General features: G+C 36.8%; 22 protein-coding genes. All 22 read right to left on the reverse strand.

Going from position 1 to position 20,354, the window contains the following annotated elements; translation table 11 throughout:
• Nucleotides 1–3: 3 nt before the first annotated feature.
• The 22 genes from rpsH to rpoB all read right to left on the reverse strand — a co-directional run bounded on the left by rpsH (nucleotide 4) and on the right by rpoB (nucleotide 20,233).
• The gene (gene rpsH / locus K6112_03505) at nucleotides 4–399 is read right to left on the reverse strand and encodes a 30S ribosomal protein S8 (GenBank protein ID QZP18417.1); all 396 of its coding nucleotides are present in this window, start codon (nucleotides 397–399) and stop codon (nucleotides 4–6) included.
• A gap of 12 nt (nucleotides 400–411) precedes the next feature.
• A complete protein-coding gene (gene rpsN, locus K6112_03510; GenBank protein ID QZP18418.1) occupies nucleotides 412–717 on the reverse strand; it encodes a 30S ribosomal protein S14 in 306 nt (101 codons plus the stop codon).
• An 8-nt stretch (nucleotides 718–725) separates the two neighbouring features.
• Complete coding sequence (gene rplE / locus K6112_03515; GenBank protein ID QZP18419.1) at nucleotides 726–1,265, reverse strand: 50S ribosomal protein L5; 540 nt, start codon at nucleotides 1,263–1,265, stop codon at nucleotides 726–728.
• A gap of 9 nt (nucleotides 1,266–1,274) precedes the next feature.
• On the reverse strand, nucleotides 1,275–1,592 hold the full coding sequence (gene rplX, locus K6112_03520; protein ID QZP18420.1) for a 50S ribosomal protein L24: 318 nt from the start codon (nucleotides 1,590–1,592) through the stop codon (nucleotides 1,275–1,277).
• Between the two features lie 11 nt (nucleotides 1,593–1,603).
• Nucleotides 1,604–1,972: a 50S ribosomal protein L14 gene (rplN, locus tag K6112_03525; protein QZP18421.1), complete on the reverse strand. Its 369-nt coding sequence runs from the start codon at nucleotides 1,970–1,972 to the stop codon at nucleotides 1,604–1,606.
• A gap of 167 nt (nucleotides 1,973–2,139) precedes the next feature.
• A complete protein-coding gene (gene rpsQ, locus K6112_03530) occupies nucleotides 2,140–2,409 on the reverse strand; it encodes a 30S ribosomal protein S17 (protein ID QZP18422.1) in 270 nt (89 codons plus the stop codon).
• A 5-nt stretch (nucleotides 2,410–2,414) separates the two neighbouring features.
• On the reverse strand, nucleotides 2,415–2,606 hold the full coding sequence (gene rpmC, locus K6112_03535) for a 50S ribosomal protein L29 (protein QZP18423.1): 192 nt from the start codon (nucleotides 2,604–2,606) through the stop codon (nucleotides 2,415–2,417).
• A 10-nt stretch (nucleotides 2,607–2,616) separates the two neighbouring features.
• On the reverse strand, nucleotides 2,617–3,033 hold the full coding sequence (rplP, locus tag K6112_03540; protein QZP18424.1) for a 50S ribosomal protein L16: 417 nt from the start codon (nucleotides 3,031–3,033) through the stop codon (nucleotides 2,617–2,619).
• Nucleotides 3,034–3,035: 2 nt separating this feature from the next.
• The gene (rpsC, locus tag K6112_03545; GenBank protein ID QZP18425.1) at nucleotides 3,036–3,863 is read right to left on the reverse strand and encodes a 30S ribosomal protein S3; all 828 of its coding nucleotides are present in this window, start codon (nucleotides 3,861–3,863) and stop codon (nucleotides 3,036–3,038) included.
• An 11-nt stretch (nucleotides 3,864–3,874) separates the two neighbouring features.
• Nucleotides 3,875–4,204 carry a 50S ribosomal protein L22 gene (gene rplV / locus K6112_03550; GenBank protein QZP18477.1) on the reverse strand — a complete coding sequence of 110 codons (330 nt, stop codon included), beginning with the start codon at nucleotides 4,202–4,204 and terminating at the stop codon, nucleotides 3,875–3,877.
• Nucleotides 4,205–4,216: 12 nt separating this feature from the next.
• A complete protein-coding gene (gene rpsS / locus K6112_03555) occupies nucleotides 4,217–4,492 on the reverse strand; it encodes a 30S ribosomal protein S19 (protein ID QZP18426.1) in 276 nt (91 codons plus the stop codon).
• Between the two features lie 8 nt (nucleotides 4,493–4,500).
• Complete coding sequence (gene rplB / locus K6112_03560; GenBank protein QZP18427.1) at nucleotides 4,501–5,334, reverse strand: 50S ribosomal protein L2; 834 nt, start codon at nucleotides 5,332–5,334, stop codon at nucleotides 4,501–4,503.
• 19 nt (nucleotides 5,335–5,353) lie between these two features.
• A complete protein-coding gene (gene rplW, locus K6112_03565) occupies nucleotides 5,354–5,647 on the reverse strand; it encodes a 50S ribosomal protein L23 (protein ID QZP18428.1) in 294 nt (97 codons plus the stop codon).
• Nucleotides 5,644–6,270 carry a 50S ribosomal protein L4 gene (rplD, locus tag K6112_03570; GenBank protein ID QZP18429.1) on the reverse strand — a complete coding sequence of 209 codons (627 nt, stop codon included), beginning with the start codon at nucleotides 6,268–6,270 and terminating at the stop codon, nucleotides 5,644–5,646. Before rplD ends, rplW begins: the two co-directional genes overlap by 4 nt.
• The gene (rplC, locus tag K6112_03575) at nucleotides 6,270–6,923 is read right to left on the reverse strand and encodes a 50S ribosomal protein L3 (protein ID QZP18430.1); all 654 of its coding nucleotides are present in this window, start codon (nucleotides 6,921–6,923) and stop codon (nucleotides 6,270–6,272) included. Before rplC ends, rplD begins: the two co-directional genes overlap by 1 nt.
• A gap of 91 nt (nucleotides 6,924–7,014) precedes the next feature.
• Nucleotides 7,015–7,323, reverse strand: a complete 309-nt coding sequence (gene rpsJ / locus K6112_03580) for a 30S ribosomal protein S10 (protein QZP18431.1) — start codon at nucleotides 7,321–7,323, stop codon at nucleotides 7,015–7,017.
• Nucleotides 7,324–7,381: 58 nt separating this feature from the next.
• Complete coding sequence (tuf, locus tag K6112_03585; GenBank protein QZP18432.1) at nucleotides 7,382–8,572, reverse strand: elongation factor Tu; 1,191 nt, start codon at nucleotides 8,570–8,572, stop codon at nucleotides 7,382–7,384.
• A gap of 35 nt (nucleotides 8,573–8,607) precedes the next feature.
• Complete coding sequence (fusA, locus tag K6112_03590) at nucleotides 8,608–10,698, reverse strand: elongation factor G (protein ID QZP18433.1); 2,091 nt, start codon at nucleotides 10,696–10,698, stop codon at nucleotides 8,608–8,610.
• Between the two features lie 34 nt (nucleotides 10,699–10,732).
• Nucleotides 10,733–11,203 carry a 30S ribosomal protein S7 gene (rpsG, locus tag K6112_03595; GenBank protein ID QZP18434.1) on the reverse strand — a complete coding sequence of 157 codons (471 nt, stop codon included), beginning with the start codon at nucleotides 11,201–11,203 and terminating at the stop codon, nucleotides 10,733–10,735.
• Nucleotides 11,204–11,224: 21 nt separating this feature from the next.
• Complete coding sequence (gene rpsL / locus K6112_03600; GenBank protein QZP18435.1) at nucleotides 11,225–11,602, reverse strand: 30S ribosomal protein S12; 378 nt, start codon at nucleotides 11,600–11,602, stop codon at nucleotides 11,225–11,227.
• Between the two features lie 97 nt (nucleotides 11,603–11,699).
• Nucleotides 11,700–16,013 carry a DNA-directed RNA polymerase subunit beta' gene (gene rpoC / locus K6112_03605; GenBank protein ID QZP17129.1) on the reverse strand — a complete coding sequence of 1,438 codons (4,314 nt, stop codon included), beginning with the start codon at nucleotides 16,011–16,013 and terminating at the stop codon, nucleotides 11,700–11,702.
• A gap of 14 nt (nucleotides 16,014–16,027) precedes the next feature.
• Entirely contained in the window at nucleotides 16,028–20,233 is a 4,206-nt protein-coding gene (gene rpoB, locus K6112_03610; GenBank protein QZP17130.1) for a DNA-directed RNA polymerase subunit beta, read from the reverse strand.
• Nucleotides 20,234–20,354 lie beyond the last annotated feature (121 nt).

The following is a 20,354-nucleotide window of genomic DNA, read 5'->3' on the forward strand; positions in this document are numbered from 1 at the left end:
TCCTTATTCAACGTAGCAAAGAACTTCACCACCGACGCCCTCAGCCCTTGCTTTAATATCTGTCATTACACCCTTGGAGGTTGTTACAATTGCAACTCCAAGCCCATTCATTACTCTAGGTAAATCATTACTTGATTTATATAGCCTCAAGCTTGGTTTACTAGCTCGCTGTATATTTTCAATTACGGGCTCACCTGCGTAATACTTTAATTCAATATTTAATAGCGGCTTGCCATTGTTTTCATCAATACTAAAACCTTCAATATAACCCTCATCTTTGAGAACGTTTGCAATAGCTTTTTTTACCTTTGAGGCAGGCAAAGTAACATTAACCTTACTTCTCATTTGGCCGTTTCTTATACGGGTTAACATATCTGATATCGGATCATGCATGCTCATATTTTTCCCCTTTTACCAACTTGCCTTAACGACACCTGGCACTTCACCAGCCATCATAAGATCTCTAAGTTTGCCTCGTGCAAGACCAAACTTTTTATAAACACCTCTTGGGCGACCTGTTAAAGCACATCTCGTTCTTAACCGAACTGGACTAGAATTTCTTGGCAGAGCTTGAAGTTTTTGCCTTGCTTCAATTTTTTGTTCTCTTGAAGCAGAAGCATCATTAATAACTTCATTTAAGGCTAAACGTTTTGCTTTAAATTTTTCAACCATTTTTAAACGTTTAGTTTCTCTTTGAGTCATGCATAATTTAGCCATAATTTACCTTAACTCCTAAATGGAAAGCTAAAAGCAGACAAGAGAGCTTTAGCTTCTTCGTCTGTTTTTGCTGTTGTTGTAATTGTGATATTCATCCCTCTTAGAGAATCAATCTTGTCATATTGAATTTCGGGAAAAATTATTTGTTCTTTTATACCCATATTATAATTACCTCTACCATCAAATGATTTTGGAGATAGGCCTCTAAAGTCACGCTCTCTTGGAATAGCAATGGATATTAAGCGATCTAGAAACGTATACATATTTGATTTTCTTAAAGTTACCTTACAACCAACAGGATAATTATCTCTGATCTTAAAACCAGCGATTGATTTCTTTGAAAGGGTAACAATTGGCTTTTGACCTGCAATTTTTTCCATATCACCAACTGCATTTTCCATAACTTTTTTATCGGCAACTGCTTCACCAACACCCATATTTAATGTTATTTTATCAATCCTAGGTACTTCCATAATAGATTTGTACTTGAATTGATCTGTTAATTCCTTAACAACAGTCTCAACATAAAATTCTTTTAATCTAGCCATATTTTTTTCCTAAACGTCTATTGCTTCTTGTGTAGATTTATAGATGCGAATTTTTTTCCCATCTTTTAATTCTTTAAAATTTACTTTATCTGTCTTATTCGACTTCGTATTAAAAATAGCAATGTTCGATATATTAATTGGCATCTCTTTACTTACCAAACCACCTTGATCTCCCTTAGCAGGATTTGGTTTTGTATGTTTTTTTACCATATTTAAACCTTCAACAACCACACGGTTATTTTTCAAGATATTGAGAACAATTCCCTGCTTTCCTTTATCTTTTCCTGTATTTAGTATTACCTTGTCACCTTTACGTATTTTATTCACTTTATAAACTCCTAAATAACTTCTGGGGCTAAAGACACAATTTTCATAAACTTTTCTGTTCTTAGTTCACGTGTGACTGGGCCAAAAATACGAGTCCCGATTGGCTCTAGTTTCGCATTTAACAATACAGCGGCATTACTATCAAATTTAATTAACGAGCCATCTGTTCTTCTTACCCCGCTAGCTGTTCTTACGACAACAGCTGAATAAACTTCGCCCTTCTTTACACGGCCTCTAGGTGCAGCATCTTTAATGGCCACTTTGATAATATCTCCTATACCGGCATATCTTCTTTTTGAGCCACCTAATACCTTAATGCACATTACTGAGCGTGCACCTGTATTATCGGCGACATCTAATCTAGATTGTGTTTGTATCATTTATATTCTCCAACTTAATCCGTTTAACCAATCCAGCCTTATAAAACTTTATTAGGCCAAAGCCACGGTCAGTATTGGGGCGTTAGCTTGTAATATTTATCTGAACGCCAAAAAGAGCAAAATTATAAATTATTGCTACTATTTTCTCAAGTAAAACATTAATTTACTTAATTCTCTTGAACTGCTTTTGAAACTACTTTTGTAACAACCCAAGATTTATTTTTTGAGACAGGCTTTCCTTCTGTAATCTCAACAAGATCACCCTCATTAATTTCATTTTTTTCATCATGCGCATGTACCTTTGTTGATAACTTGATAATCTTACCAACAACAGGATGTTTAACTAGTCTTGGGACTCTGACTGTAACGGTTTTATCCATTTTGTTACTCTCAACCTTACCCACTAGCGTCCTTATTATTTTTTTTGTCTCAGCCATGATGATTAACTATCCCCTTTTTCTGCAAGAACTGTCATTACTCTTGCAATATCTTTTCTTATTTTGCCTAACTGATCATTCTTGTTTGATTGTTGAGTTGATATTTGCATTCTAGTGGAGAACTGAGCTTTCCTAAGCTCAATCAATTCCTTATCAAGGTCTTCTTTCTTTTTCTTTCTCAAATCTAAAGCTTTCATAATTATCTCCTTAACCGCCGATGTGTCTAGATGCAAACGTTGTTAACAACGGAAGTTTCGCTGCAGCCAATCTAAATGCTTCTTTGGCTGTTGCTTCATCAACACCATCCATTTCATATAACATTTTTCCAGGCTGTATTTCAGCTACAAAGTACTCAACACTTCCTTTACCCTTACCCATCCGTACCTCTGCTGGTTTTTTGGTAATAGGCTTATCAGGAAAAATTCTAATCCAGATTCGCCCACCTCTCTTAATGTGTCTTGTCATTACCCTTCTTGCAGCTTCAATTTGTCTGGCAGTAATTCTCCCACGACCAGTAGCTTTGAGTCCAAAGTCACCGAAACTCACCTTATTTCCTGTTAAAGCAAGTCCTCGGTTTCTTCCTTTATGCTGCTTTCTATATTTTTGTCTGGTAGGCTGTAACATTTTTATTTCTCATCTTTTTTTGTTTTTGTGGAGTCTGCTTCTACTTCATCTTTTTTCTTTACAGAAACTTTAGGTTTTTTAATCTCTTCTGCAGGCTTGGTTTTTTTTACTGCAGCCTTAATTGTTTTTTTAGGTTTTGGTTTTTCAAGTGGCTCTACTTTTTCAACTTGAGATTCTGTAGCAGTTTTCGGTAGTGTTGGGTCCTCAAAAATCTCACCCTTAAATATCCAAACTTTAACGCCAATAATTCCATATTGTGTTTGTGCTCTAGCTGTACCGTAATCTACATCGGCTCTTAGCGTATGAAGTGGGACTCTTCCTTCCCGATACCACTCAGACCTGGCAATTTCAATCCCGTTAAGCCTGCCAGAACTCATTATTTTTATCCCTTGTGCACCTAATCGCATCGCATTTTGCATCGCTCTTTTCATTGCACGCCTAAACATTACTCTTTTTTCTAGTTGTTGGGCAATACTTTGGGCCACCAAAGTTGCGTCAATCTCTGGTTTTCTGACCTCTTCAATATTTAATTGAACAGGAATACCCATTAAGTCTTGTATGCTCGATCTTAGAGATTCAATATCCTCACCCTTTTTACCAATGACAATACCTGGCCTTGCTGAAAAAATAGTAATTTTGGCATTCTTAGCAGGTCTTTCAATTAAAATTCTGCTCACCGCAGCATTCACGAGTTTCTTATTCAGAAACTCTCTCACTTTTATGTCATTGTTTAAAAGAACGGCAAAGTTTTTACTATTTGAATACCATCGCGAAGACCAATTTTTATTAGTAGCTAAACGAAAACCAGTTGGATTTATTTTTTGTCCCATAATTCTCTCTTTTAATTGCCCACAGTCACAGTAATGTGACTGGTCGGTTTAATAATTCTTTTACCGCGCCCCTTAGCTCCAGCACGCTGTCTTTTTAAAACTGTTCCCTTATCCACATAAATGGTTTTAATTGCTAACTCATCAATATCAGCACCATTATTATTTTCTGCATTCGCTATCGCAGACTCGACAACCTTTTTAACAATTTCAGCGCCTTTCTTTGGGCTGAAGGTTAATATATCAAGCGCCTTATCTACTTTTTTTCCTCTAATAGAGTCAACAACCAACCTCGCTTTTTGAGGTGATATCCTTACGCCTTTAATTACTGCAGAAACTTCAATAGCCATAATTTATTATTCCTTCGTTTTTTTATCGCCAGTATGGCCTTTAAACGTTCTTGTTCCAGCAAACTCTCCAAGTTTATGTCCAATCATATTTTCAACAATTAGGACTGGTGTATGTTGCCTGCCGTTATGAATTGCAATGGTTAAGCCAATAAAGTTAGGAAGTATAGTGGATCTTCTTGACCAAGTTTTAATTGGCTTCCGATCTCTAGTTTCAGATGCTACCTCAACTTTTTTTGCTAAATGCGCATCTACAAATGGTCCTTTTTTTATTGATCTAGACATATTCTTATTTACCTTTTATTTGACGGTCTACGACTTATTCTCATATTATCCGTACGTTTATTGTTACGTGTTCGAAAGCCTTTTGCAGGTGTTCCCCATGGGCTAACAGGATGTCGACCACCAGATGTTCTTCCTTCACCACCACCATGAGGGTGATCTACTGGATTCATTACAACACCACGGACAGTGGGTCGTATACCTCTCCATCTTGTTGCACCAGCCTTACCAATTGATCTTAGTGAATGCTCTTCATTGCCAACAGAACCAATTGTTGCTTTGCAATCAACGTGTACTTTTCTAACCTCTCCTGACCTAAGTCTGAGCTGTGCGTAAATACCTTCTCTAGCAAGTAGTTGAATTGAAGTACCTGCTGATCTGGCAATTTGTGCTCCTTTACCAGGTTTTAACTCAATACAATGCACAGTACTTCCCACAGGAATATTTTTTAAAGGTAATGAATTTCCTATCTTAAATGGAGCTTCATTTCCGCTTAACAATTCATCACCAACAGAGATTCCCTTTGGCGCAATAATATATTTTCTTTCGCCATCTGCATAACACAGAAGCGCAATATGTGATGATCTGTTCGGATCATATTCAATTGTTTCTACCTTAGCTGGAATGCCATCTTTGTTTCTCTTAAAATCAATCAGTCGAATGAACTGTTTGTGACCACCGCCTTGATGTCTTACTGTAATTCTTCCAGAGCTATTTCTTCCAGATCCTCTTATCTTTTTTTGTAATAATGGACTAAACGGTTTGCCCTTATGAAGGCCAGGTGTTACCACTTTCTCTAAACCTCTTCTGCCTGGTGAAGTTGCTTTTACTTTAATTATAGCCATTTATTTATTCCCTATACCCTTATTCGCCGGTGAAATTAATTTCTTGTCCAGCTTTTAGACTTATGTAGGCTTTTTTCCAATCATTTCTTTTACCCATCAATCTTCCAGCCCTTTTGGTCTTGCCATTCATATTTAAAATGTTGACAGCCGTGACTTCAACTTTAAACATTAATTCTATAGCTTCTTTAACTTCCTTTTTTGTTGCATCTTTTTTGACTTTAAATGCAATTTGATTATATTTATCAGCAACCATAGTTGCCTTTTCGGTAACCTGGGGAGCTAAAACAGCTTGTAATGATTTATTCACGCTCATGCGAACATCCCCTCTAATTGTTTAATTGCAGCTGATGTTGCTATTACCTTTTGAAAGTGCACCAAGCTAACAGGGTCAGCATGTTTAGCTTCAACCACGAGTACATGTGGTATGTTTCTTGATGAGAGGTATAAGTTTTCATTGAATTCATCAATTAATATCAACACATTATTTTCTACGCCCAATGTATTAATCTTTTCTAAAAACTTTTTAGTTTTTGGAGTTTCAACATCAAACTTCTCAACCACTGTCAATCTATCTTGTCTGACGATTTCAGATAAAATAGATCTCATACCTGCTCTGTAAGCTTTTTTATTTAGTTTTTGAGTAAAATTTTCATCTGGTCTGTTTGGAAATGCTCGGCCTCCACCTCGCCAAATTGGGCTTGAAGTCATTCCAGCTCGAGCTCTACCTGTTCCTTTTTGTGCCCAAGGTCTCTTAGTTGTATGACGAACTTCTGCACGAGTTTTTTGCGACCTAGTGCCTGTTCTTCCATTATTCATATAGGAAGTAACAAGTTGATGGATTAAACCTTCATTGAAATCTTTAGCAAACGCGTTATCAGACGCGCTAACAGTTTTTTTAGTTTCTTTGCCTTTACTGTCGATTAGTTTTAATTCCATTATTTACCTACCTTTACTTTAATAGCCGGTTTGATTTCAATATCAGAACCTTTTGAACCAGGGATTGCACCTTTAATCAAAATTAGGTTTCTTTTAGAATCAATACGGACTACTTCAAGATTTTGTGTTGTTCTTCTTTTTGAGCCAAGTTGCCCAGACATTTTCTTACCAGGAAAAACTCTACCAGGATCTTGACAATGTCCGGTTGAGCCTAAAGAATTGTGTGAGACTGAAACGCCGTGTGTAGCTCTTTGTGATCTGAAGTGGTGTCTTTTTTGTGCTCCAGAAAAGCCTTTACCGATAGTGACTCCGGATACATCAACTTTTTGTCCTTTTTCAAAGATATCTACAGAAAAAGAAGAATCGATAGTGTGGCTTGATACATCATCAGTTGAATTAGATTTAAATTCTTTTAAGCCAACGCCTGCCTCTTTAGCAGCTTTGGCATAATGACCCGTAGTGGCTTTGTTTAACTTAGATGGCTTAACATTACCATAAGCAACTTGCACTGCCTGATAACCATCACTTTCAATAGTTTTAATCTGGGTCACTCTATTTGGGACTACCTCGAGCACTGTTACAGGAATTGATATTCCATCATCAGTGAAAACGCGAGTCATTCCTACCTTGCGACCTACAAGCCCTAAGCTCATGATCATTTCCTTATAATTATTATTTTACAAACTAATTACAATTGATTAGCTTGTTTCAAAAGAGCGCTATTATAACTAACGCAAATTAATTTTACAACTTTATTTCTACATCCACTCCAGCTGGAAGATCTAATTTCATCAAAGCATCAACCGTTTTATCTGTTGGCTCAAGAATATCCATTAGTCGCTGATGAGTTCTTATCTCAAATTGATCCATTGCTTTTTTGTTAACATGAGGCGAACGTAACAAATCAAAGCGTTCTTTCCTAGTTGGAAGCGGGATTGGGCCTTTTACCAAAGCCCCCGTTCTTTTTGCAGTATCTACAATTTCTTGTGCAGACTGGTCTATTAATTTGTAATCAAAAGCTTTTAAGCGAATGCGTATTTTTTGTGAAGCCATTATAATTTTCCTTTTATGAGCGAATGTTCATTTCAGAACACTTTTTTTTTAATTTATCTTATTCAATAACTTTTACTACAACACCGGAGCCAACTGTTCGGCCACCTTCACGAATCGCAAATCTTAAACCTTCTTCCATCGCGATTGGTGCAATCAATGTTGCTGTAATTGATACATTATCTCCTGGCATTACCATTTCAGTACCTTCTGGTAACTCCACTGCACCCGTTACATCTGTTGTTCTAAAGTAGAATTGTGGACGATACCCATTAAAGAATGGTGTATGACGACCGCCTTCTTCTTTGCTTAAGCTGTATATCTCAGCAGTAAATTTAGTATGTGGCTTAATTGAACCTGGCTTACAAAGTACTTGGCCACGTTCTACATCTTCTCGTGCTGTACCTCTTAATAGGACACCGACGTTATCTCCTGCTTGACCTTGGTCTAATAACTTACGGAACATCTCAACGCCTGTACATGTTGTTTTTACTGTATCTTTAAGGCCCACAATTTCAATTTCTTCGTTTACCTTAACAACGCCTCGCTCCACTCGACCTGTTACCACAGTTCCACGTCCAGAGATTGAGAACACGTCCTCAACTGGCATTAAGAAATCACCATCGATTGCACGTTTTGGTTCTGGAATATAACTATCAAGTGCTTCAGCTAATTTTAAAATCGCTGGCTCACCAATATCTGATTGATCACCTTCAAGTGCTTTAAGTGCTGATCCCATTACGATAGGAATGTCATCACCTGGGAAATCATATTTACTTAGTAGTTCACGTACTTCCATTTCAACAAGCTCAAGAAGTTCTTTGTCATCTACCATGTCTGCTTTATTTAAGAACACAACAATATGTGGAACACCCACTTGTCTTGATAAGAGGATATGTTCACGCGTCTGAGGCATTGGGCCATCAGCTGCTGAACATACAAGAATTGCGCCGTCCATTTGAGCAGCACCTGTAATCATATTTTTCACATAATCCGCATGGCCTGGACAGTCTACGTGAGCATAGTGACGTTTTTCTGTTTCATATTCAACGTGAGATGTATTAATTGTTATGCCACGCGCTTTTTCTTCTGGCGCTGAATCAATCTCTGCAAAATCTTTTTTGTCTCCACCAAATTTTTTGGTCAGTACAGTCGATATTGCTGCTGTTAATGTAGTTTTACCATGATCCACGTGGCCAATTGTGCCAACGTTGACATGGGGTTTGTTACGCTCAAATTTATCCTTAGCCATAATCTCTTATCCTTATAAAACAGTTTTTTAAATATTTAATTTTTATTAATTACCGCTTCAGCAACATTTCTTGGTGCTTCTGAGTAATGTTTAAATTCCATTGAGTAAGTCGCTCTTCCTTGAGAAAGTGATCTCACGGTGGTGGAATATCCAAACATCTCAGCAAGTGGAACCTCACATCTAATCACTTTTCCAGTAGCATTGTCTTCCATGCCCTGAACAATCCCTCTCCTAGATGATAAATCGCCCATAACATCACCCATGTACTCTTCAGGAGTTTCAACTTCAACTGCCATCATAGGCTCAAGTAAAACGGGATCAGCTTTTTTACATCCATCCTTAAAGGCAAATGAAGCTGCCATTTTAAACGCATTCTCATTTGAGTCAACGTCATGGAATGATCCATCATAAAGAGTAACTTTTACATCTTCAATTGGATATCCTGCAAGCACTCCCGCTGTAATAGTTTCTTTCAAACCTTTATCAACTGCTGGTATAAACTCTCTCGGTACTGCTCCACCTTTGATTGAATCAACAAACTCGTAGCCTTTTCCAACTTCATTCGGCTCAATTTTTAACCAAACATGGCCATACTGACCTTTACCACCAGATTGTTTAACAAATTTACCTTCTTGTTCAACCGGTTTTTTAATCGCCTCTCTATAAGCTACCTGAGGTGAGCCGATATTAGCCTCAACTGAAAATTCCCTCTTCATTCTATCAACTAAAATTTCAAGGTGAAGTTCTCCCATACCAGAAATAATTGTTTGGTTAGTTTCTTCATCAGTTTTAACCCTAAAAGATGGATCTTCTTGAGCAAGTCTTCCAAGCGCAATGCCCATTTTTTCTTGGTCAGCTTTAGTTTTTGGTTCAACTGCAACATGAATAACAGGTTCTGGAAAAACCATTCTCTCTAAAATAACTGCATTTTTTTCTGCGCACAAAGTATCACCTGTAGTTACATCTTTTAAACCAACGGCTGCTGCGATATCTCCTGCATATATTTCCTTAATCTCTTCACGATTATTCGCGTGCATTTGCAAAATTCTTCCTATTCTTTCTTTTTTTCCCTTAACAGGGTTGTAAATTGTGTCCCCAGCCCTAACAACACCTGAATAAGCTCTAAAAAATATTAATTGTCCAACGAACGGATCTGTCATTATTTTAAATGCAAGCGCAGAAAAGGGTTCATCATCTTTTGCATGCCTGACAACAGGTTTATCAGATTCATCAACACCAGGAATTGGTGGAACATCAACCGGTGCAGGCATCAGCTCAATAACTGCATCGAGCATAGCTTGAACACCCTTGTTTTTAAAAGCAGAACCGCATAGCATTGGTACAATCTCATTTGAAATTGTTCTAATTCTAAGGCCTTGTTTAATTTCTTCTTCTGATAACTCACCAGTTTCTAAATATTTATTCATCAAGTCTTCGTTTGCTTCTGCAGCAGTTTCAACCATATTGTCATGCCACTTTTGGCATACATCTTTTAAATCATCAGGAATATCTGCATATTCAAACTTGATACCAAAATTTTCCTCTTCCCATAAGACCGCTTTCATTTTTACAAGATCAACAACTCCTTTAAAAGTCTCAGCAGCTCCAATTGGAACTTGGATAGGAATCGGATTGGCCTTCAGTCTAGATTTCATCTGATCATAACATTTGAAGAAATCAGCGCCCGCTCTATCCATCTTGTTTACAAATGCCATTCTAGGTACTTGATATTTATTTGCTTGCCTCCAAACAGTCTCTGATTGAGGCTGAACACCACCCACTGCACAATAAACCATGCAAGCTCCATCTAGAACTCGCATTGACCTTTCAACTTCAATTGTGAAATCAACGTGACCCGGGGTATCAATAATGTTAATTCTGTGTTGATCAAACTGGTTGGCCATTCCACTCCAAAAGCAAGTGGTTGCTGCAGAAGTAATTGTTATACCTCTTTCTTGCTCTTGCTCCATCCAATCCATTGTGGCAGCCCCATCATGGACCTCGCCAATCTTGTGATTAACCCCTGTGTAAAGCAAAATGCGCTCTGTAGTAGTTGTTTTACCTGCATCAATGTGAGCACTGATGCCTATATTTCTATATTTATTTATTTCTGTTTTACGAGCCACTTTGTTTTATTACCTTATTTAATTAGTTAAAAATCTAAAATCTGAAATGAGAGAAAGCTTTATTTGCTTCTGCCATTCTATGCACTTCATCTCTTTTTTTCATTGCAGCACCTTTATTTTCCGAGGCCTCCATAATTTCTGCTGCGAGCCTTAATCCCATTGATTTTTCTCCTCTATTTCGTGCTGCATCCCGAAGCCAACGCATCGCCAACGCGGATCTTCTTGATGGTCTGACTTCAACTGGCACTTGATAATTCGCCCCACCAACTCGCCTACTTTTAACTTCTACAACCGGACGAATATTTTCTAAAGCTAATGAAAAAGTCTCCAGAGGATCTTTGCCGCTTTTTGTTTTTATTTGGTCAAAAGCTCCATAAATTATTCTTTCAGCCACAGATTTTTTTCCACTACTCATAATTACATTTACGAATTTGGAAACTTCTTGACTTGAAAACTTAGGGTCGTCAAGTATGGCTCTTTTTGGGACTTCTCTTCTTCTAGGCATATTTTTTAATCTCTTGTTTAATTAAGTTGCTTTTGGACGTTTAGCGCCATATTTTGATCTTGCTTGTTTTCTATCATTTACCCCTGCAGTATCCAAACTACCTCTAACCATATGGTAACGAACACCAGGTAAATCTTTAACTCTTCCACCCCTGAGTAATACAACAGAGTGCTCCTGTAAATTATGGCCTTCTCCACCAATATAACTAATTACTTCATAACCCGTTGTAAGTTTTACCTTTGCAACCTTCCTTAAAGCTGAGTTAGGCTTCTTTGGTGTTGTTGTATAAACCCTGGTACATACGCCTCTTTTCTGGGGAGAAGCATTTAATGCTGGTACTTTACTCTTTTCAATAACTCTCTTACGAGGTTTACGTATTAATTGGTTAATTGTAGGCATCTAATTTCCTTAATATTTAAGTTCTTTTAATTTTAAAATTTATAAAAAGACGAGAATTGTATTTTGCTTCTAACATAATGTCAATTTAAATTGATAATTACTTAGCATCATCAACTTTTTCTTCAGTTTTATCTTCTTCACTTACTTTTAAAGTAGTATCATCAGATTTTTCATCATTATTAGTTTCAAATGCAGCCTCAGCTTCCACCAACGCTGCTGACCTCTCGTCTGGCTCATTAGAAGCATTCTTACTTGCTTCAAGTTTCGCTTTCCTATTTAAATGATGTGCCATACCAGAACCAGCTGGGATTAATCTTCCAACTATCACGTTCTCTTTTAATCCTCTGAGCTCGTCTCGTTTACCAAGAATAGCCGCCTCAGTTATAACCCTTGTAGTTTCTTGGAAAGAAGCTGCAGAAATAAATGAATCAGTTGCCAGTGAAGCTTTAGTAATTCCCTTCAGGACGTACTCAAATTCTGCAGGTTTTTTCTTTTCAGCAATTATCTCTTCATTAACATTCAGTAGCTCAGCTCTCTCGACTTCTTCTCCCGGTATAAAGTGAGTGTCACCTTTTTTAGTAATCCTTACCCTTCTTAACATTTGCCTAACTATTACTTCAATATGTTTATCGTTGATTAACACACCTTGAAGTTTATAAACTTCTTGAACTTCATCAATAATATATCTAGCTAATGCTTCTGGGCCCCTTAACTCTAGGATATCTGCTGGATCCTCTGGCCCATCAACAATTACTTCACCTTTATTTACTATCTGACCATCGTGAGCCGTGACATGCTTATCTTTTGGAATAAGAAATTCCTTAGCTTCCCCATCTTCAGAAGTTATCACAAGTCTTTGCTTACCTTTAGTGTCCTTACCAAAGGATACCGTTCCAGTCATTTCTGCTAATACGCCAGCATCTTTAGGTGAACGGGCCTCAAATAATTCAGCTACTCTTGGAAGTCCGCCAGTAATATCTCTTGTTTTTGATGCTTCTTGTGGGATTCTAGCTAATACATCTCCTACAGCTACATTTTGATTGTCATTTACAGTAATAATGTAACCTTTTTGGAAGGTAACATTAACTGGGCTATCAGAGTTGATTAATTTAACCTCTTCATTTTTTTCATTCAATAATTTTATTTGAGGTCTAGTACCCTTAGATGAACCAACTTTTTGTTTAGCATCAATCACTTCTAGTGTTGATAATCCTGTAATGTCATCAATTTTCTTCTCTACAGTAACCCCTTCTTCCACATTTTCGAATTTAATCTTCCCTGCATATTCAGATATTATTGGTCTTGTATGTGGGTCCCACTGTGCCAAAATACCTCCTGCTTCAACTTTATCGCCATCAGAACCTAAGAGTGTTGCGCCGTAAGGAACCTTGTGGCTCTCTTTTTCTCTTCCGTTTTCATCCTCAATAAAAAATTCACTATTTCTTGAGATTATTACTTTCTCAGATTTTGCATTGGTAACGTAACGCATCGTTGCAGTAAACCTTAATCTTCCCGAAGATTTAATTTCAATCTGGTTTGCTGAAGCAGCTCTAGATGCAGCGCCACCTATATGAAAAGTTCTCATCGTTAATTGTGTTCCAGGCTCACCAATTGATTGAGCCGCTATAACACCAACTGCCTCGCCCTGATTTATTAATGAGCCTCTTCCCAAATCGCGTCCGTAACAAGTAGCACAAATTCCATAACGAGTATTACAAGTTAGCGCTGTTCTTACTTTTACTTCATCAATACCTAATTTTTCAATCTGATCAACTTCACCCTCTGATAGAAGAGTACCTGATGCAAATAGTACTTCTTGTGTCTCTGGATTTAAAATATCTAATGCTGCTGCTCTTCCTAAAATTCTATCTTTAAGTGGCTCAACAACTTCGCCCCCTTTAACAAGTGCTTTAGTAAGAAGTCCATCATCAGTACCACAATCATGCTCAGTAACAACCAGGTCTTGTGTAACATCAACTAATCTTCTTGTAAGGTAACCTGAGTTAGCTGTTTTTAAAGCAGTGTCAGCAAGCCCCTTTCTTGCTCCGTGAGTTGAAATAAAATATTGAAGTACATTTAATCCATCCCTAAAGTTAGTTTTAATAGGTGTTTCAATAATTGAGCCATCTGGTCTTGCCATTAGCCCTCTCATTCCAGCAAGTTGTCTAACTTGTGCAGCTGAGCCTCTTGCTCCTGAATCAGCCATCATATAAATAGCATTAAAAGATTCTTGATTAATTTGATTTCCTTTATCATCCTTTAATATTTTTCCTGATAAGTCCTTGACGGGCTCCTCTTTAATCTTCCTCATCATTGCATCGGCAATTGTATCCCCCGTTCGTGACCAAATATCAACAACCTTGTTATACCTTTCGCCTTGGGTTAACAAACCTGAAGAGTATTGGCCTTGAATCTCTTGTACTTCCGAATCAGCCTGCTCGATGAGTTTTACCTTTTCTTCTGGAACTAACATATCGTGAACACTAATTGACATTCCAGCTTTTGTTGCAAATTCAAAACCTTTATTTTTAAGGTTGTCAGATAGAATTACAGTATCTCTGATACCAATCTTTCTAAATCCAACATTAATTAATCTTGAAATTTCTTTCTTGTTTAAAGTTTTGTTTAGTAGATCAAAAGAGAGTCCCTGTGGAAGTATTTCAGATAATAATGCTCTACCACATGTTGTTTCGTATCTTTTTACTTTTGAAGTTTTACTATTATCAAAGTTTATTTCACTCTCATTAATACGTACTGTTACTTTTGCATGAAGATCAACAAACCCTTGATCATAAGCCTTTCTTAATTCATCTATATCTGCAAATTTCATGCCTTCACCTTTTGCAGCAATTCTTTCTCTAGTCATATAATAAAGACCTAGAACAATATCTTGCGATGGCACAATAATAGGTTCGCCATTAGCGGGTGAAAGTACATTATTTGAGGCCAACATAAGTGTTCTCGCTTCCATCTGGGCTTCGAGTGACAATGGAACATGAACAGCCATTTGATCACCATCAAAGTCAGCATTAAAAGCTGCACAAACTAAAGGGTGAAGCTGAATCGCTTTACCTTCAATTAATACTGGCTCAAAAGCTTGAATTCCAAGTCTATGAAGCGTAGGCGCCCTATTAAGAAGAACTGGGTGTTCACGAATTACATTTTCAAGAATATCCCATACTTCAGGGCCTTCTGCTTCAACAATTTTCTTTGCATTTTTAATTGTTGTTGCTAACCCCTGTAATTCCAACTTATTAAAAATAAAAGGTTTAAATAATTCTAGAGCCATCTTTTTTGGCAGACCACATTGATGAAGCTTTAACTGTGGTCCAACTACAATTACTGATCGACCAGAATAATCAACCCTTTTACCAAGTAAATTTTGTCTAAACCTTCCGCCTTTACCCTTAATCATATCTGCTAAGGATTTTAGTGGTCGTTTATTAGCTCCTGTCATAATTTTTCCACGTCTACCATTATCTAGAAGGGAATCAACAGCTTCTTGCAACATTCTTTTTTCATTTTTAACAATAATCTCAGGGGCTCTTAAATCAATTAGTCGCCTTAATCGATTATTTCTATTTATAACTCTTCTGTATAAATCATTTAAATCTGAAGTTGCAAATCTTCCTCCGTCAAGAGGAACAAGTGGTCTCAACTCAGGGGGAAGTACAGGTAAAACTTTAAGAATCATCCATTCAGGTTTAATGCCAGATGTTTGGAAGGCTTCTAAAACCTTTAATCGTTTTGCTATTTTCTTTACTTTTGCATCGGAAGTAGTTTTTTCAAGTTCCTCTTTAAGTTTTTCAATTTCTTCTGTTAACCTTATTGACTTAAGGAGCTCTTCAATACCTTCAGCTCCCATTATTGCTTTAAACTCATCGCCATGTTGCTCTGAAAATTTTAAATAATCATCTTCTGATAAAATCCTACCGACTTGAAGCTCAGGATCAGCAATCATATGATTTTCAGTCACTATATATGCTTCAAAATAAAGCACGCGCTCAATATCTCTTAATGGAATATCGAGTACCATACCCAACCTACTTGGTAAGCTCTTTAAAAACCATATATGAGCAACTGGGCTTGCAAGTTCAATTATCCCCATACGTTCTCTTCGAACTTTTGATAATGTTACTTCTACACCACATTTCTCACATATAACACCTCGATGTTTAAGGCGTTTATATTTTCCACAAAGACATTCATAGTCTTTTACTGGACCAAATATTTTTGCACAGAAAAGCCCATCTCTCTCAGGCTTAAAAGTTCTATAGTTGATAGTTTCTGGCTTTTTTACTTCACCATATGACCATGATCTAATTTTTTCAGGAGAAGCAAGTGCAATCCTGATAGCATCAAATTCTTCTTGTTGGGTGTTGTTTCTGAACAAGTCTAATAAAGCTTTCATTTACAATCTTCTCCTTAGTTTCTATCAAGATCAATATCAATCGCCAAAGAACGAATTTCTTTGGTAAGAACATTAAATGACTCTGGCATACCAGCATCAATTTTATGTTCACCTTTAACAATGTTTTCATAAACCTTTGTTCTTCCAGAAACATCATCTGATTTAACAGTTAACATTTCTTGGAGTGTATAAGAGGCTCCATAAGCTTCCAATGCCCATACCTCCATCTCACCAAATCTTTGTCCACCAAATTGTGCCTTACCGCCCAATGGTTGTTGTGTTACTAAAGAATAAGGTCCAGTTGAACGAGCATGCATCTTATCGTCAACAAGGTGATGAAGTTTCAGAATATGCATATAACCCACAGTTACTGGTCTATCAAAAGCATCTCCTGATCTTCCGTCAAATAATCGAACTTGTGTTTTTTTCGCTGCAAACTTAAGTAGCTTTGTATGTTCGTGGTCATCGGGATAAGCAATATCTAACATATCCTGAATATCTGATTCTGCTGCCCCATCAAATACTGAAGTTGCGAATGGCACACCTTGAATTAGATTTTCAGCAAGCTCTGTAACTTCGTTGTTTTTTAGCCCCTTAATATCTTCTTTCTTACCTGTTGAAGAATTATAGATTTTATCAAGCAATCCTCTTACTTCATTGATGTTCTTATTCTCATTAAGTGCCTCATCAATTCTCTTTCCAAGTCCTTTAGCTGCCCAACCAAGGTGCATTTCTAATACCTGACCAATATTCATTCTTGATGGGACACCAAGAGGATTTAAAACTACATCCAAGGTCGTTCCGTCTGACATATATGGCATATCCTCAACTGGTACAATTTTAGATATCACACCCTTGTTTCCGTGTCTTCCAGCCATTTTATCTCCTGGCTGAATTCTACGTTTGACTGCCATATAGACTTTGACCATTTTTTGAACACCTGGAGGTAACTCATCACCTTGAGTTAACTTTCTTTTTTTCTCATCGAATCTTGAATCAAATTCTTTCTTAGCTTTATTTAAATTTTCTTTAAGTGCTTCTAAGTTTTTAGAATCTTTATCATCGGACAATCTAATATCAAATCTGTCATATCTATCAATGTCAGATAATATTTCTTTAGTTACTTTGGCTCCTTTTTTTAGACCCTTAGGACCACCAGCAATAGATTTTCCAACAATTAACTTCTCGAGTCGGCTAAATGTATCTTCCTCTACAATCCTTAATTGATCTGCCAAATCCTTCTGATATGCATCTAATTGGGCATTTATGATTTGCTCAGCACGGGCATCACGATCAATACCTTCTCTAGTAAACACCTGCACATCAATTATCGTCCCTGCTTGTCCTGAAGGAACTCTTAAACTGGTATCCTTAACATCTGAAGCTTTCTCACCAAATATTGCCCTTAATAATTTTTCTTCTGGTGTAAGTTGTGTTTCTCCTTTTGGTGTAACCTTTCCTACTAGAACATCTCCAGCTTCAACTTCAGCGCCAATATGGATAATGCCTGCTTCATCAAGTCTTCCAAGCATACTCTCTGATAAATTAGAAATGTCTCTTGTAATTTCTTCAGGCCCAAGCTTTGTGTCTCTTGCCACAACCTGTAACTCTTCAATATGAATTGATGTGTATCTATCATCAGAAACTACTCTTTCTGAAATTAAGATTGAATCTTCAAAGTTGTAACCGTTCCATGGCATAAAACCAACCAACATATTCTGACCGAGAGCGAGTTCGCCAACATCTGTTGAAGCCCCATCAGCAATAATATCGCCTCTTTCTATTTTATTTCCAATCTTAACAAGAGGTTTTTGGTTAATATTTGTATTTTGATTTGATCTTGTATATTTTGTTAAGTTATAAATATCAACTCCCACTTCACCTTGAGTGGCCTCTTTATCATTAACTTTAATTACAATTCTTTGAGAATCAACATAATCAACTACTCCGCCTCTCTTAGCTTGTACTGTTGTTCCTGAGTCAGTTGCAACTGTTCTCTCAATACCCGTCCCAACTAGCGCTTTTTCTGCGCGCAGACATGGTACTGCTTGTCTTTGCATGTTTGCACCCATTAATGCCCTATTAGCATCGTTATGCTCTAAGAAGGGAATTAATGACGCCGCTACGGACACAATTTGGCCTGGCGCAACATCCATATAATTAACGTTTTCATTACTAGCCAAAGTAAATTCATTTTTGAATCTTGATGAAACAAGCGTTTCTTTAAATTCACCTTTATCATTTAATTCTGAATTGGCTTGGGCAATTGTATAGTCGCTTTCTTCAATTGCAGATAAATAATCTATACCTTTTTTAACCTTACCGCTTTCAACAACTCTGTATGGAGTTTCTAAAAATCCATATTTATTTGTTTTTGCAAATAATGCTAAAGAATTAATAAGTCCAATATTTGGACCCTCTGGGGTTTCAATAGGACAAACTCTTCCGTAATGAGTCGAGTGTACATCCCTAACCTCAAACCCTGCTCGCTCTCTAGTAAGTCCACCAGGACCGAGAGCAGAAATTCTTCTTTTGTGAGTAATTTCAGATAGTGGATTTGTTTGGTCCATAAATTGTGATAACTGAGATGATCCAAAAAATTCCCTAATTGCACTAGAAATTGGTTTTGAATTTATTAAGTCATGCGGCATTAAATTATCTGCTTCAGCTTGGCCTAACCTCTCTTTTACTGCTCTCTCAACTCTGACCAACCCAGTCCTAAACTGATTCTCTACTAACTCACCAACAGATCGAATTCTTCTATTTCCAAGATGATCAATATCGTCAATTTCTCCACGACCATTTCTTAGTTCAACCAAGATTCCAACCACTGCCAAAATATCTTCTTTGCTTAAAATAGATTCGCCTTCATCTGAGTTGTGATCTATGTGTCCCTGCAATTTTTGCATCCATGGAGCGAATTGCTCAGCATTTTTCGGATAAGCTCTTTTGTTAAATTTCATTCTTCCAACACTAGATAAATCATATCTTTCATGTTTAAAAAACATACCTTCAAATAGATTTTCTACTGAGTCTGCTGTTGGCGGCTCACCTGGTCTCATCATCCTGTAAATCGCTACTTTTGCTTCGTATTGATCTGGTATTTCATCAGTTGTAAGAGTTTGTGAGATAAAGTCGCCATGATCTAGATCATTGGAATACAGCGTTTGAAATGTATCAATGCCATTCTCAATAATTTTTTCTAGGATAGGGTATGAATTTCCTTCTTCATCTTTTTTACTTTCAGCTAATGCAATTTCTTCATTCGCACCAAGAAGAACTTCACCAGTTTCTTTATCTATAATTGATTTTGCAAGCTTCTTACCTTCAAGGAATGAGCTATCAACAACAATTGTTTTAATTCCTGATTTTTCTATCTCTCTAATATGCTTTACTGTAATTCTTTTGTCTTTAGCAATTATTAAATTACCTTTTTTGTCTTTAATATCAAACTTTGCAATTTCACCTCTTAGTCTTGATGGAACTAATTCAAATTCAACTTTCTTACCTTTGACAAAAAAAGTATCGAAATCATAAAATGTTTCTAATATTTGATCCGATGTTAAACCTAATGCCTTGAGTAATGTTGTGACAGGCATTTTCCTTCTTCGATCAATTCTAAAATATAAATAGTCTTTAGGATCAAATTCAAAATCTAACCAAGAACCTCTGTAAGGAATTACCCTTGCTGAAAATAGAAATTTTCCAGAGCTATGAGTTTTACCTTTATCGTGCTCAAAAAATACACCCGGACTTCTATGTAACTGAGAAACAATAACTCTCTCTGTTCCGTTAATGACAAACGATCCATTCTGTGTCATTAATGGAATTTCACCCATGTATACATCAGACTCTTTAACTTCTTTGATGGTAGGCTGAGATGCCTCTTTATCCATTATTGTGAGCCTCACTGCAGCCCTCAGAGGAACACCATATGTTAAACCACGTTGTTGACATTCTTTTACGTCAAATTCTACCTTTCCTAATTTATAACTTACATAATCTAATTTTGCATAACCTGAATGACTAGAAATTGGGAAAAGAGAGTTGAATGTCGATTGAAGACCTTCGTCTTTCCTATCTTCTAGTGGCACATCTAATTGAAGAAAATTTTTGTAAGACTCAAGTTGCATCTCAAGTAAATAAGGAACATCTAGGACTTCTTCTCTTTTAGCAAAACTTTTTCTAAGGCGTTTTTTTTCAGTAAAGGAATAGCTCATTTAGTCTCCGAAATTTTTTTATATACAAAGTACAAATCTAATTTGAATCAATATATCTTTATCACTAATAGAATTTAAATAATGGAAGGCTAAAAAAATTAAGCCTTCCATTATAAAAAGT

The organism is Methylophilales bacterium (assembly GCA_019823025.1).
Taxonomy (GTDB): Bacteria; Pseudomonadota; Gammaproteobacteria; order Burkholderiales; family Methylophilaceae; genus BACL14.

Coding starts and splice junctions, on each gene's coding strand:
- rpsH (QZP18417.1), bottom strand. CDS start 399: ATGAGCATGCATGATCCGATATCAGATATGTTAACCCGTATAAGAAAC.
- rpsN (QZP18418.1), bottom strand. CDS start 717: ATGGCTAAATTATGCATGACTCAAAGAGAAACTAAACGTTTAAAAATG.
- rplE (QZP18419.1), bottom strand. CDS start 1,265: ATGGCTAGATTAAAAGAATTTTATGTTGAGACTGTTGTTAAGGAATTA.
- rplN (QZP18421.1), bottom strand. CDS start 1,972: ATGATACAAACACAATCTAGATTAGATGTCGCCGATAATACAGGTGCA.
- rpsQ (QZP18422.1), bottom strand. CDS start 2,409: ATGGCTGAGACAAAAAAAATAATAAGGACGCTAGTGGGTAAGGTTGAG.
- rpmC (QZP18423.1), bottom strand. CDS start 2,606: ATGAAAGCTTTAGATTTGAGAAAGAAAAAGAAAGAAGACCTTGATAAG.
- rplP (QZP18424.1), bottom strand. CDS start 3,033: ATGTTACAGCCTACCAGACAAAAATATAGAAAGCAGCATAAAGGAAGA.
- rpsC (QZP18425.1), bottom strand. CDS start 3,863: ATGGGACAAAAAATAAATCCAACTGGTTTTCGTTTAGCTACTAATAAA.
- rpsS (QZP18426.1), bottom strand. CDS start 4,492: ATGTCTAGATCAATAAAAAAAGGACCATTTGTAGATGCGCATTTAGCA.
- rplB (QZP18427.1), bottom strand. CDS start 5,334: ATGGCTATAATTAAAGTAAAAGCAACTTCACCAGGCAGAAGAGGTTTA.
- rplW (QZP18428.1), bottom strand. CDS start 5,647: ATGAGCGTGAATAAATCATTACAAGCTGTTTTAGCTCCCCAGGTTACC.
- rplD (QZP18429.1), bottom strand. CDS start 6,270: ATGGAATTAAAACTAATCGACAGTAAAGGCAAAGAAACTAAAAAAACT.
- rplC (QZP18430.1), bottom strand. CDS start 6,923: ATGAGCTTAGGGCTTGTAGGTCGCAAGGTAGGAATGACTCGCGTTTTC.
- rpsJ (QZP18431.1), bottom strand. CDS start 7,323: ATGGCTTCACAAAAAATACGCATTCGCTTAAAAGCTTTTGATTACAAA.
- tuf (QZP18432.1), bottom strand. CDS start 8,572: ATGGCTAAGGATAAATTTGAGCGTAACAAACCCCATGTCAACGTTGGC.
- rpsG (QZP18434.1), bottom strand. CDS start 11,203: ATGCCTAGAAGAAGAGAAGTCCCAAAAAGAGCCATACTTGACGACCCT.
- rpsL (QZP18435.1), bottom strand. CDS start 11,602: ATGCCTACAATTAACCAATTAATACGTAAACCTCGTAAGAGAGTTATT.
- rpoC (QZP17129.1), bottom strand. CDS start 16,013: ATGAAAGCTTTATTAGACTTGTTCAGAAACAACACCCAACAAGAAGAA.
- rpoB (QZP17130.1), bottom strand. CDS start 20,233: ATGAGCTATTCCTTTACTGAAAAAAAACGCCTTAGAAAAAGTTTTGCT.